Consider the following 13,024-nt stretch of genomic DNA (forward strand, 5'->3'; position numbering starts at 1 on the left):
TTCCTCAGCCGGGCGGATAGAACTGCCGGACCCAGTGGCGGTACAGGCCGATGCCCTCGTCGCCCGCGGCGAGCCGGGGGCGCGGCTCGTAGCGCTTGGCGTTCCAGATCCGCACGTCGTCCTGCACCTTGCGGACCGAGATCCACAGCATGCTCCGGGCGATGGCCCGGTACAGGGGGCGTTTCACCAGCGCAGGCCCGGCGGCGCGTTCCTGCCGGATGTCCGAGCAGGCGCATGCGAGCACCAGGCGTGTGCGCCGAGGACCGACCGGGACGTGCATGACCCACTGGTGGATGACACATCCGAGTTGGAGCAGGGGGAGCCCGACATGCACATAGCCCATTCCCGCCACCAGGAACGTGGTGTCCCACCAGGTCCTCCTCAGCAGCGCAGGACGGTTCGGCCCCAGGCGCAGGTGCGAGCGCAGGCAGGGGCCTTCGGCCCGTGGCCCGTCGGCCTTCCACACCGTCACGTGGTGCACGACCGGCAGGTGCCGGAGGTCGGTCGTGTTCTCGGTGAGTTCCTGCACGTGGGCGTGAACGTCGGTGGCCCAGCTCGCTGTTGGGACGGCGCCGGGCGGTGAGGTGTCGGGCACTTCCCAGCCGGGCGGGGCCCCGTCGTGCCCGTACCAGACGAAGAGGAAGCCGTTCCGCTCGCGGAGGGTGTGGTGCTCCAGCCGGGCCCGCGGCGGCGGGCCGTCCGGAGTGGCGACGCAGACACCGTCCGGGGCGAAGGCGAAGCGGTGGAAGGGGCACACCAGGTTCCGGCCCTCGACGGTGCCGCCCGCGCCGAAGTGGGCGCCCAGATGCGGGCAGTAGGGCCGCACCGCGTGCGACTGCCCGTCTCGGGTGCGGTAGAGCACGACGTCCTCGCCCGCGAGCCGCCGGGTCAGCACGGCGCCGGGGGCGAGCTCGCGGGAGAGCGCCAGGCAGAACCAGCCGCTCGGATAGGGGAGTTCCGGCCCGCGTGCGCCGGAGGCACGGGTCGTCATGACGAAGAGCCAATCACACAAGGGGCGTCGACCACCCTTTATCCGGAAAACTCACTCGTATGAGGCATATTCTCGTCGTATCCCCTCACCACGGTCACCCCTGCCGCTACGCTTCATCACGCCGAGGGATGGGGGCGCCGGTGTCCGGGGAGAGCATCGACAGCAGCCGCCAGGAGGCGGACGTCGTCGTCATCGGGGCCGGTCTGTCCGGGATAGCCGCCGTGATCGCGCTGCGCCGGGCCGGGTTCCACGATGTCGTGGTGCTGGAGAAGTCCGGCCGCCTCGGCGGGACATGGCGGGACAACACCTATCCCGGCTGCGGCTGCGACGTACCGGCCGTGCTGTACGAGTACTCCTTCGCGCCCCATCCCTGGACCCGCTGTTACGCCGCCCGGTCCGAGATCCTCGGCTACCTGGAGACCACCGCCGCAACGCACGGCGTGGACAAGGTCATCCGCTACGGGACCGAGGTCCTGGCCGCATGCTGGGACACGGACGTCCACCGCTGGACCCTGCGGACCACGGCGGGCACATGGACCGCCCGGGCCGTCGTCGTCGCCACCGGCCCCTGGCACCGGCCCCGCCGTCCCGACATCCCCGGCCTCGGCGGCTTCCCCGGCACCGTCTTCCACTCGGCACGCTGGGACCACGAGGCCGAACTGGCCGGACGCCGCATCGCCGTGGTGGGCACCGGGGCCTCCACCGTCCAGTTCCTGCCCGAGATCCAGCCCCTGGCCGCCCGCATCGACGTCTTCCAGAGCACTCCGCAGTGGGTGCTCCCGCGCCCGGACTACCCGCTCCCCCAGGGCCTGCACCGGTTCCTCGGACGCCACCCGGCGGCCCGGCGCACGCTCCGCGGCCTGCACCACTGGACACAGGAAGCCATCGGCGTCCCCCTGCGCCACCCGAGCCTCCTCCGCCCGCTCGAAGCCGCGGCCCGTCTCCACCTGCGCACCTCGGTGCCGGACCGTACGCTGCGCCGGGCCCTCACCCCCCGCTACCGGCTCGGCGGCCGCCGCCTGATCGCCTCCGACACCTACTACCCCGCCCTCACCCGCCCCAACGTCCGCCTGCACCCCACCCGGGTGACCGCGGTGGAGGACTCCCACGTCATCGGCGCCGACGGCAGTCGCACCCCGGCCGACGTCATCGTCCTCGCCACCGGCTACCACATCGGTGAACTCGCCCTCGCCCGGCGCCTCCACGGCAGCGAGGGCACCCCGCTGGCCGACGCCTGGACCGACAGCCGCCGCGCCTACCTGGGCACCAGCGTCAGCGGATACCCCAACCTCTTCCTCCTCATCGGCCCGAACCTGCTCACCGGCACCACGGCCGTCCCCACCGTCCTCGAAGCCCAACTCCGGTACGTCACCGCCGCGCTCACCCACCTGCGCGCGGGCGGCCACACCGCGCTGGACGTCAAACCGGAGGCCGAAGCGGCACATCACCAGGCCCTGCACCGGGCGCTGCGCACGACCGTCTACAACACCGCCGGTGGCTCGAGTTACTACTTCGGGCTGCCGGGCGTGAACACCTTCTGCTGGCCCTGGTCCACCCGCCGGCTCGTCCGGCGCCTGCACGCCTTCACGCCCGAGGCCTACACATGGTCACGGTGCCCGTCCGGGGCACGCCGGTGAGGACTTGGCCAGAGAGCGAGGGAAACGCGTCATAGCAGTGATTTCCGGGACTCCGTTCGCCTGTTCGATGCCAGACTCCGATCGCCGTCCCCGCCGGGGACCGGTGGACGATCGGTACGGCGAAAGGAGACCCTTCCGTGAGGAAGAGGATCAGCACACTCGTTGCAACCGCCGCGCTCGCCACTCTCGCACTCGCCGGCCCGGCCGGCGCCGTCGCGCCCGCGCACGCCCCAGCCGGGGCCAAAGGCACGGTCACCGCGGCGAGATCCCAGGCCGACCAGGTGCTGTCCGCGCCCGCCACGCTGGAGCGGGGGCGGTCCTGGACATCCGACACCGCCCAGCTCGTCATGCAGACCGATGGAAACCTGGTCATCTACGACGAGTTCGGCCACGCCCGCTGGGCGTCCAACACCGTCGGCAGCGGCTGGCTGGCCGCCTTCCAGACGGACGGCAACTTCGTCGTCTACACCCGCTCCGGCCACCCGGTCTGGGCGTCCAACACCGCCGGGCACCCCGGCTCCCGGCTCGTCGTCCAGAACGACGGCAACGTCGTGATCTACGACGGCAGTCAGGCCGTCTGGGCCTCCGGCACGAACCACTGATCCAGGCCGCCGGAACCAAACCTCCCTCCGGGCCACTCGACCCGATCGACGGAGACCGGCAACGGTCCCGCATCTGACGCCCCGCACGAGCGCATGCATTCGGCATGGAGATGAGCGAGGCCGGGTCCCCGGAGGGACTTCCGCGCCGCACGGTGTTGCGGTACGGAGCGGCAGCAGCAGGCGCGGCCGGCCTCGCCCGGCCCGCGCGGGCCTTCGCCGGCGGGCGGCCCGGCCGCCGGGTCGCCGTGCTCGGTGCCGGTGTGGGCGGGCTGACCGTCGCGCACGAACTGGCCGAGCGCGGCTTCGAGGTGACGGTCCACGAGCGCCGCTCCGTCGCCGGCGGCAAGGCGCGTTCCCTGTACGTCCCGCACAGCGGTACCGGCGGCCGCCGCGATCTGCCCGGGGAGCACGGGCACCGGGGCGTGTTCGGCTTCTACCACAACCTTCCGGACACCCTCCGGCGCATCCCGCTGCCCGGCGGCGGCAGTGTCTTCGGCAATCTCACGGCCGTCTCCTGGATCGAACTCGCCCGCAGCGGAGGCCGACCGGCCATTCCCGTCCCCGTCAGATCGGGCCGACTGCACCTCGCCAACGCCGATCTCCTCGTCGCCTCGGTCGCAGGCCTGCTGGCGGAGAGCCTGCGACTGCCGCCGGGGGAAGCGGCCTTCTTCGCCAAGCAGGCGGTGATGCTGTTCACCAGTTGCACCGAGCGCCGGTTCGGCCAGTGGGAACACGTGGGCTGGTGGGACTACATCGAGGCCGCCCGCATGTCGCAGGACTACCAACGCCTGTTGGGCGGCGGCGTACAGCTCCTGCAGGCCCTCAGACCCCCGACCGCCAGCGCCCGCACCTCCGGCCAGGGCCTGGAATCCATCGTGTACGACCTCGTCGGGCGCGGCAGCGACGGCCCGGCCGACCGCATCTTCGACGCCCCCACGAGCGAGGCCTGGATCGACCCCTGGGTCGCCCATCTGCGCGGGCTCGGCGTCCGCTTCGCCTTCGGACAGCACGTCGAGCACCTCGAACTGCACAGCGGCCGCATCGCGGCGGCCCATGTCCGCACCGCGCAGGGCGGTTCGGAGCGCATCGACGCGGACTGGTTCGTCGCCGCGGTCCCCTCCGAGCGCGCGACCACGCTCTGGAACGGCGCGCTCCGCGCGGCGGACCCGCGGCTCGCGGCCATGGACGGACTCCAGCAGGTCTGGTGCAACGGCGTCCAGTTCTTCCTCCGGCACCCGGCACCGGTCATCGCGGGCCACATCGTCCACGTCGACTCGCCGTGGAAACTGGTGTCCATCAGCCAATCGAGGCTCTGGCGCGCACCGTTCGCCCGCACCTGGGGCGACGGCCGGGCGCAGGAGTCGCTGTCCGTGGACGTCTCCGACTGGGAGACGCCGGGCATCCTCTACGGCAGGCCGGCCCGGCAGTGCACCCGGGCCGAGATCGCCCGCGAGGTGTGGGCCCAGATGCAGCAACATCTGGGGCGCACGAGCCCGCACGGCCTGGACGACGGACTGCTGCACTCCTGGTACGTGGACGAGGCGATCACCGACGCCCCCGGCGGCGGCACCCGCAACGACGACCTCTACCTGCTCAACACCACCGGTTCCTGGGACCTGCGCCCCGACGCGGCGACGGCCGTCCCGAACCTCTTCCTCGCCGCGGACTACGTCCGCACGTACAGCAACGTCGACTTCACATCGATGGAAACGGCGAACGAGGCCGGCCGCCGGGCGGCCGCGGCGGTACTGGTGGCGGCGGGCGCCACGGAGGCACCCGCGGTACGGACGTTCAAGGGTTACGAGGCCCCGGAATTCGCGGCGGCCAAGGCGGAGGACAGGACACGCTGGCAGCGTGGCCTGCCGCATGTGCTGGACAGCAGGCGTCGCGCCCCCGGGCGCGGAGCAATCCCCACGAGCCCGCAGTTGACCACCTAGACCAGATCGAACGGCAACGGTGGACGCCCCGCCCAAATCCCCCAAGAGCACGGCTCGGGATAGGGCACGGTCCCCGACCCGACATCCAGGACCCGCGTGAGCTGCCGCTCAGGCACATACGCCTCCCACCCGGGGTCGCCGCTCGCCGCGAAATCCACCCACGCCCGCCGGAGTTGCTTTGACACCGCGACCGCCTCGGGGCCGGGCCGGTCGCCCCACAGCTGTCTGCCGGTGGCACTGTCCAGCGTGCCGAACGCCAGAGGCACGTCCAGACTGTGGCAGGCACCCAGAACGCCTCCCAGGGCCGGAGAGGCCAGCTGCAGCTCGAACAGGTACGACCTGCCGCCGCCGGCACCGGCATTCGCCTCGGCCAGCAGCACTGACGGCATCCGGAAGCACGCATCGGCGTACACCGACTCGAACAACTCCTGTGCAGCGGCCCGCGGATGGGCGGCGCGATAGGCGGCCGGCCCGTCCGGTGCCGGGGCGAACAGGTCCAGGGCGGTACGGGCGTCCTCGTCGGTGATCTTGCCCAGCCGTCCGGTCATGAACGTGAACAGCCGGAATTCGTCTCGGGTATGGCCGACGAGGAGCTCGGCCCCGCTCGCCCGGCCACCGTTGAGGGCGGCCCAGGGGGTCTCGGAGAGCACCTCGCCGTCGATGACGGGGCAGATGGCGATACCGGCCTGGGAGAACCGCCCCCAGCGTTCGCGACGGGCGGGAAGCTCACCGTTGAGCGCGGTGAGCGCTTCGGCGAGGCGCCAGGGGCCGATGCCGGAGAGGGCCGCGGCGGTGGGCACGGTGCCGAGCCGGTCCGCGAGCGCGGCGGCGACCTCCTCGGCCAGGGCACGGGAGCAGTACCAGCCCGGTACCGAGTGCGTGATGGCCCGCCGGAACAGCCCGCGTTGTTCCTTCATCGTCAGCAGTGCGGCGATCGATCCCGCCCCGGCGGACTGTCCGGCCACGGTGACCCGGCCGGGGTCTCCCCCGAAGGCCGCGATGTTCCGCTGCACCCACTCCAGCGCGGCGATCTGGTCGAGGAACCCGCGGTTGGCCGGGGCTCCCTCGAGGAGGGCGAACCCCTCGGCTCCCACGCGGTAGTTGATGCTCACCACGACGAGCCCCGCACCGGCGAGCGCAGCCGGATCGTACATCGGGTCGTCGGAGCCGCCGGCGACGTAGGCGCCGCCGTGGATCCACACCAGCACCGGCAGCCCCGCCGCGCCCGGATCCGGGGTGCAGACGTTGAGCGTCAGCCAGTCCGTGCCGCCCGGCGGGCTCGCGGGAGCCGGTCCGGAGTGCGGCACGGACTGCGGGACCGCGGGGCCGAACTCCACCGCCTGCCGTGTCCCTTCCCAGGGCAGCGGCGGGGCGGGCGCGGCGAACCGGAGTGTTCCCACCGGGGGTTGGGCGTACGGGATGCCGCGGAACACCGCGTGGCCCTGCTCCCAGAGGCCCTCGATCCTTCCCTCGGCGGTACGCACTCCTGGCTGTTCGGACATGTCGATTCCTTCCTGGGCAGGGAGCACCAGGGTTATCGGCCAGCTGTATTATGTCAACCGTACGAAAAAACGTGAGCCTCGGAGAAGCCGACGATGCCGAAGCAGGTGGACCACCGCGAACGCCGCGAAATGATCGCCCGGGCGCTGTGGCGGGTGGTGGAGCAGCGTGGCGTCACGCACCTGACCGTGCGTGAGGTCGCGCGCGAGGCGGGCATGTCCCACGGCCAGTTGCAGCACTACTTCGCCTCCCGGGAGGCGATGCTCTCCTTCGCCATGGACTTCGCGTCCGAACAGACCTCGCTGCGCGTCGGCCAGGGCCTCCAGCAGCTGGGCGACCGGCCGCATCCGCGCGATGTGCTCCGGGTGATGCTCACGGAGATGCTGCCCCTGCATGCCGACGCCCGGGCGACCAGCCGGATGAGCGCCGCCTTCGTACTGGAGGCACTGCACAACGAGAACTTCCATGCCCGGGCGCGCGACGGGATGACCCAAGGACGCTCGCTCGTCGAGCAGTTGATCCGGCAGGCGATCACCGACGGGCACATCGCCCCGGGCCGTGACCCGGCGGCCGAGGCCCATCTCCTCCTCGCGCTCACCGGCTTCACGACCCTGCTCGAACTGGGCGTGATCGAACCCCAGGAGGCACTCGCCGCGATCGACCACCACCTGGACCGGCTGTTCCTCCGGACTCCCGAGGACTAGGGGAACTCGTGGTGTTCAACCGACTTCCTGGCAAACGCAGTTGCCCTCCGCCCATCATGGTGGTGATCGCGAACGGGCACGCTTCCGTTCGCGGCAACCGCAATACAGTCGAGTGAAGGGCACCCCATGAAATCCAGCATCCGGACCGGGCTCGTCGCGGCGCTGGCGGCCGGAGCGGTCGCCACGGCCGTCGTGCCCGCCTCCGCCGCCGTCACGTCCGGCGCCTCCCACGCGGTGGCCGGTGCGCACGCGGTCGCGGCCAACCCGAAGACGATCAAGCCGGCCGCGTACAACCAGGCGCGGAGCATCCTGGCCAACGCCGGCAGCCAGACGGCGGCCAAGTCGCACGTCATCCACGGCAAGGACGATGTCCCGGTCGGCTACGGCACGAGCCTGCTGGCCGCAGCGCGTGACGAGTTCCGCGCGGCCGACAAGAAGCTCCCGGCGAAGGACAAGAAGTCCGACATGTCGATCGCGCACTACAACGCGATCCACAGCGCGGCCAACACGATGGGCATCACCACCTGGTGATGCCGTAGGCAGCCGCCGCCAACAGGCATGCATCGGCCCCTGCCCGGGTGGTCCGGGCAGGGGCCGGCCATGCGTCTGGCCCCGTCAGCCCGTGCACAGGGCATGGTCGACCATGCCCGTCATGGCCCGGAGCTGGCGCACGGCGGTGTCCTCGTCCCCGGGGCGGCTGTGCGCCGCGACGGTGACCGCGGACCGGCCGTCCGCGGTGACCCCGGGCCACACGAGGTACCCGAAGCCGCTGCCGCTGTGGCCCCAGTAGCCTCCGCCGCAGGACAGGGGCGTCCATTCGAGCCCGAGGCCGTAGCGGCTGCCCGGGGGGCCGTCGCGACCGTCGGGGACGGCCACGGTCCGTTGCATGTCGGCGAGTTGGGCGGGAGCGAGCAGTCTGCCGCGCAGGAGTGCGGTGAAGAAGGTGTTGACGTCCTCCGCCGTGCTGATCACGGCGCCGTCGGCGTCCCCGTCGAAGGGCAGGTACGCGATCGTGGTGTCGGTCAGCGGACCGCCCGGCGTGAACTGCTGGTAGTTGCGGGCATGCGGCTCCGGCAGCCGCGGATCGTCGCCCGGGAGGACGGTGTGCGCGAGGCGCAGCGGCTCCAGGATCCGGCTGCGCACCTCCGTCTCCCAGGAGCGGCCGGTGACGGCCTTGATGACCATGCCCGCGAGGATGTAGTTGGTGTTGGAGTACTTCCACTCCGTGCCGGGCGCGAAGAGGGGCCGGTGCCTCATGGCGAAGGCGACGCGCTGCTCGGAGGTGTAGGTGGTCGAGCGGTTCCTGCGGTAGCCGGCGGGGCTGAGGTCGGGGACGACGTCGCCGGTGTAGTCGGGCAGCCCGCTGGTGTGCTGGAGGAGTTGTCGCACGGTGATGCGCCGGCCGTCGTTGCCCTGCCCGCGGACCGCGCCCGGCAGCCACCGTTCCACGGTGTCGTCGAGCGACAGCCTCCCCTCGCCCGCGAGTTGGAGCAGCACGGTCGCGACGAAGGTCTTGGTGGTGCTGCCGATCCTCAGGTACTCGCCCTGCGGTACGGGCCGCCCCGTGCGGAGGTCGCCGGCCCCGCTGCGGGCGGTGCCGACTCCGTGGGGTGTTCGGAGCCGGGCGGACACCCCGGTGACGCCGGTGTCGTGGAGCGCGTCGGCGTCCTGTTGCAGCACGCCGGTCCGTCCACGGGCGGCCGCCCCGGCTTCCGCTGGAGCGGGGACGAGTACGGCAAGGAGTGCGGCAGCGCAGGCAGTTGCGGCGCGGCGGAGGGCTCGGTGGTGCGTGGTCGGCATGGGACGACCGTACGAAGGCACGGACCGGGGCGGCCATCCGGCCGGCCCCCGGCCCGGGTGTGGGGTTTACCCCCGTTGCTTGTTCACTCGTCACTTGTTCACTTGCGCACCTTCACGGTGACCTGCCACTGGACCACCGCGTGGGAACAGACCTGACCCGAACTGCGGGACCTGCAGCGGAACTGGGAGTCGAGTGTGGTCGTCCCGTCGGCGCGGGCATGGAAGACCGCGGTGGCATCGCCGTTCGGCAGCATCCTGGCCGTGTCCCGGTGGAGCAGCTTGTCGTCGGCAGCGGTGGGTGTGCTCCATTCCCACGTCGAGCTCTCGTTCTGCTCCCCCGAGAGGTGGATGTCGATCTCCTCGCCCTTGTGCACGGTGAAGGACTGTCTGTTGTCCTTGTTCCCGAGGTCCAGGTGCTTCGGCTTCGCGTGCCCACCCCCCGGCATCGCGGACGCCAGGGGCGTCGCGGTCAGGGCCAGCGCCGCGGCCAGGGCCGCCACCGTCAAACGGGCAGTCTTCATCTCTCCACCTCGGCAAGGGCTGTCATGTCGGACCGGATCCGACGTCACCGTCCCCTCTCCCTGCCCTGCGCGCGGGCGGGCCAATGCACATGTCGCCGGTGTGGGTGACTGCCGTACGTCTAGAGCCGGTTGTACGCCCCGGCTGCCCCGGCCTCGGCCGGCGGGATGTGCGCCCGGAACTTGTGTTCCAGGTCCGCGCCCCGGACGACCCCCATGGTGTGGTAGGCGAGCCCCCATTCGTCGATGGCCGAACCGTCCGCGAACATGCACATGGAGTGCAGGTTGTCGCGGCTGACGGCGTCGCCCTCCCTGATCCAGCCGCCCACTTCGAGCTTGCCGATGCCGAACTGCGAGGTGCCGCCCAGGTGGGCGCAGTACACGGCGGCCGGGTTGGCGCCTCCGGTGACGTGGGGCATCGCGGGCTTGCGGATGTAGGCCAGGCCGGCGAGCGTCGGTTTGTCGGCGTCCAGGGTGTCGGACGGGATGACGATCCGGCTCCCGTCCTCCGCCCGGAAGTGGCACAGCCCGCGAACGGTGCCCAGCGCCGTGAGACCGGCCTGGTTGTCGTAGTACGCGCGGTAGTCGCCCGGCGTGCCCCCGTGCCGCTGGCACCAGCCGGCCGGTGTGTCCGGCTTGTCGGGCTGGGCGCTGGCCTGGGTCGTGATCAGGAGCGCGGCGCCGGTCGCGAGGGCCATGACCGTTGCTGTGATGCGTGCTCGCATTGTGTCCTCCCGAGTGACGGGTGGTACGGGTCCGGAGATGGGACGGCGGACAGCCTCCGAGTACGCGTGGGGTTCCGTCAACGGGCCCGTGCGGCAAACGCGCCACGGGCCGAATGGTCCTGACGGGCCGGGCCGTTGTCGGTGCGCCGGACCTAGAATCCTTGCCCGGAGCTTTTCCCTGGGGAGGCTGTCGTGCGGAACGTCGAACTGCCCGCCGGTGTCGTCGAGTACGACGTGACCGGATCGGGGCCCGCCGTCGTGCTGTTGCACGGGCTGCTGATGGACCACACGGTGTGGGACCGCGTACTGCCGCTCCTGCCCGAGGGGTTCAGCTATGTGCGGCCCGTCCTGCCGTTGGGCTCCCATCGCAGGCCGATGAAGGCGGGGGCCGACCTCACCCTGCGCGGGCAGGTTCGTCTGGTCGCCGATTTCCTCGACGCGCTCGGTCCGGACGACGTCACCCTGGTCCACTCCGACTGGGGCGGAGCCCTGTTCCTCACCGCCCACGGGCTGGACCGGCGCGTCGCCCGCATGATCATCCTGCCGTGCGAGGCGTTCGACAATTTCCCGCCCGGCCTCCCGGGCAAGGTGCTGACCCTGGCCGTGCGCGTCCCCGGGGGACTGAGTCTCGGCGCCCGGCAGCTGCGCGTCGCCCGGCTGCGTCGGCTGCCGGTCCTGCTGGGCCTGATGGCACGGCGCCCGCTGCCCGACGACCTCGTGCACGGCTGGACCCGGCCGTTCCTCGACGACGCCCGGATCCGGCGCGACCTGCTCGCCTACTGCCGGGGCCCCTTCGACAAGCCCGGGCTCGTCCGTGACACCGAGGCACTGCGCCGCTTCACCGGAGAGGCGCTCGTGCTCTGGTCGCCCGACAACCGCGTGATGCCGCCCGCGCACGGCCGCCGCCTGGCCGCGCTGCTGCCCGCGGGGCGCTACGCCGAGGTGCCGGGCGCCTATGTGCTGTCCATGCTGGACGAGCCGGAGGCCGTGGCCCGCGAGATGGGCACCTTTCTCACCGCATCCGGCACACAGCGTCACTGACCGGCCATACGCGGACAAATAGCCACAAGCGACACCGGTCCGGGGTGCGCCCCTTGAACGAACAGAGGAGCGAGTTAGCATGTGAGCGCTACCTAGCTCGAAAGAGAAGCCTGTGACTGTCAACGACGACTCGTTCACGAACTGGAAGATCCGCGAGGAGATCGCGGAGTCGATGATCCCGATCATCGGGAAGCTGCACCGGGAGCGGGACGTCACCGTCCTCCTCCACAGCCGCTCCCTGGTGAACAAGTCGGTGGTCAGCATCCTCAAGACCCACCGATTCGCCCGGCAGATCGCCGGCGAGGAACTCTCGGTCACCGAGACGCTGCCGTTCCTGCAGGCTCTCACCACGCTCGACCTCGGTCCTTCGCAGATCGACATCGGCATGCTCGCCGCGACGTACTGGGCCGACGACCGCGGCCTGTCGGTGGCGGAGTTCACCGCCGGGGCCGTCGCGGGCGCCACGGGCGACAACAAGATCGAGCGCTGCGAGGGACGCGACGTCGTCCTCTACGGATTCGGCCGCATCGGCCGGCTCGTCGCCCGGCTGCTCATCGAGAAGTCCGGCTCCGGCAACGGCCTGCGACTGCGCGCCATCGTCGTCCGCGGGGGCGGCGGCCGGGCCGCCGAGGATCTCGTCAAGCGCGCCTCCCTGCTGCGCCGCGACTCCATCCACGGCCAGTTCCAGGGCACGATCACCGTCGACGAGGCGAACAGCACGATCGTCGCCAACGGCAACGAGATCAAGGTGATCTACGCCGACGACCCGTCGGCCGTCGACTACACGGCGTACGGGATCAAGAACGCGATCCTCATCGACAACACGGGCAAGTGGCGCGACCGCGAGGGCCTGTCGAAGCACCTGCGCCCCGGCATCGACAAGGTGGTCCTCACCGCGCCGGGCAAGGGCGACGTCCCCAACATCGTCCACGGCGTCAACCACGACATGATCAAGCCGGACGAGCAGATCCTGTCCTGCGCGTCCTGCACCACCAACGCGATCGTCCCGCCGCTGAAGGCGATGGCCGACGAGTACGGTGTCCTGCGCGGTCACGTGGAGACCGTCCACTCGTTCACCAACGACCAGAACCTGCTGGACAATTACCACAAGTCCGACCGCCGCGGCCGTTCCGCGCCGCTCAACATGGTCATCACCGAGACCGGTGCCGCCTCCGCCGTCGCCAAGGCGCTGCCCGACCTCCAGGCGAAGATCACCGGCAGCTCGATCCGTGTCCCGGTGCCGGACGTCTCGATCGCCATCCTCAACCTGCAGCTGGCGCGCGAGACCACCCGCGAGGAGGTCCTCGACCACCTCCGCAATGTGTCGCTCACGTCGCCGCTCAAGCGCCAGATCGACTTCGTCACCGCACCCGACGCCGTGTCGAACGACTTCATCGGCTCGCGCCACGCCTCGATCGTCGACGCCGGCGCCACCAAGGTCGAGGGCGACAACGCGATCCTCTACCTCTGGTACGACAACGAGTTCGGCTACTCGTGCCAGGTCGTCCGCGTCGTCCAGCACATCTCCGGGGTGGAGTACCCGACCTACCCGGCCCCGCTGGCCTGATC

At 71.2% G+C, this 13,024-nt stretch carries 12 protein-coding genes; 7 read left to right on the top strand and 5 right to left on the bottom strand.

The genetic code is table 11. The features are described from left to right. Positions 1-4 precede the first annotated feature (4 nt). Entirely contained in the window at positions 5-991 is a 987-nt protein-coding gene (locus HG542_RS22870; RefSeq protein ID WP_171084415.1) for an aromatic ring-hydroxylating oxygenase subunit alpha, read from the bottom strand. Between the two features lie 140 nt (positions 992-1,131). Here HG542_RS22870 and HG542_RS22875 point away from each other — a divergent pair, with 140 nt between their 5' ends. From HG542_RS22875 to HG542_RS22885, 3 genes are all read left to right on the top strand, one after another. Continuing rightward, the gene (locus HG542_RS22875) at positions 1,132-2,628 is read left to right on the top strand and encodes a flavin-containing monooxygenase (RefSeq protein ID WP_229922851.1); all 1,497 of its coding nucleotides are present in this window, start codon (positions 1,132-1,134) and stop codon (positions 2,626-2,628) included. Positions 2,629-2,765: 137 nt separating this feature from the next. Continuing rightward, entirely contained in the window at positions 2,766-3,230 is a 465-nt protein-coding gene (locus HG542_RS22880) for a hypothetical protein (RefSeq protein ID WP_171084419.1), read from the top strand. A 104-nt stretch (positions 3,231-3,334) separates the two neighbouring features. After that, a complete protein-coding gene (locus HG542_RS22885) occupies positions 3,335-5,167 on the top strand; it encodes a hydroxysqualene dehydroxylase (protein WP_171084421.1) in 1,833 nt (610 codons plus the stop codon). On the opposite strand, the gene HG542_RS22890 is transcribed toward HG542_RS22885, so the two are convergent. Continuing rightward, positions 5,164-6,669 carry a carboxylesterase/lipase family protein gene (locus HG542_RS22890; protein WP_171084423.1) on the bottom strand — a complete coding sequence of 502 codons (1,506 nt, stop codon included), beginning with the start codon at positions 6,667-6,669 and terminating at the stop codon, positions 5,164-5,166. The genes HG542_RS22885 and HG542_RS22890 overlap by 4 nt on opposite strands. Before the next feature lie 93 nt (positions 6,670-6,762). Here HG542_RS22890 and HG542_RS22895 point away from each other — a divergent pair, with 93 nt between their 5' ends. Next, positions 6,763-7,371 carry a TetR/AcrR family transcriptional regulator gene (locus HG542_RS22895; RefSeq protein WP_171084425.1) on the top strand — a complete coding sequence of 203 codons (609 nt, stop codon included), beginning with the start codon at positions 6,763-6,765 and terminating at the stop codon, positions 7,369-7,371. 126 nt (positions 7,372-7,497) lie between these two features. Then, complete coding sequence (locus HG542_RS34560) at positions 7,498-7,902, top strand: hypothetical protein (protein WP_218039071.1); 405 nt, start codon at positions 7,498-7,500, stop codon at positions 7,900-7,902. An 84-nt stretch (positions 7,903-7,986) separates the two neighbouring features. On the opposite strand, the gene HG542_RS22905 is transcribed toward HG542_RS34560, so the two are convergent. The 3 genes from HG542_RS22905 to HG542_RS34415 form a co-directional block, all read right to left on the bottom strand. Then, positions 7,987-9,171 carry a serine hydrolase domain-containing protein gene (locus HG542_RS22905; protein WP_171084427.1) on the bottom strand — a complete coding sequence of 395 codons (1,185 nt, stop codon included), beginning with the start codon at positions 9,169-9,171 and terminating at the stop codon, positions 7,987-7,989. A 98-nt stretch (positions 9,172-9,269) separates the two neighbouring features. Further along, a complete protein-coding gene (locus HG542_RS22910; protein ID WP_171084428.1) occupies positions 9,270-9,692 on the bottom strand; it encodes a hypothetical protein in 423 nt (140 codons plus the stop codon). A gap of 119 nt (positions 9,693-9,811) precedes the next feature. After that, positions 9,812-10,414 (bottom strand): hypothetical protein, encoded by a 603-nt coding sequence (locus tag HG542_RS34415; protein WP_176606866.1) that lies wholly within the window; start codon positions 10,412-10,414, stop codon positions 9,812-9,814. Positions 10,415-10,606: 192 nt separating this feature from the next. Between HG542_RS34415 and HG542_RS22920 the strand changes: the two genes are divergently transcribed. After that, entirely contained in the window at positions 10,607-11,455 is an 849-nt protein-coding gene (locus HG542_RS22920) for an alpha/beta fold hydrolase (RefSeq protein ID WP_171084431.1), read from the top strand. Between the two features lie 112 nt (positions 11,456-11,567). Next, entirely contained in the window at positions 11,568-13,022 is a 1,455-nt protein-coding gene (locus tag HG542_RS22925) for a glyceraldehyde-3-phosphate dehydrogenase (RefSeq protein WP_171084433.1), read from the top strand. Positions 13,023-13,024 lie beyond the last annotated feature (2 nt).

The organism is Streptomyces morookaense (assembly GCF_013030945.1).
Lineage (GTDB): Bacteria > Actinomycetota > Actinomycetes > Streptomycetales > Streptomycetaceae > Streptomyces > Streptomyces morookaensis.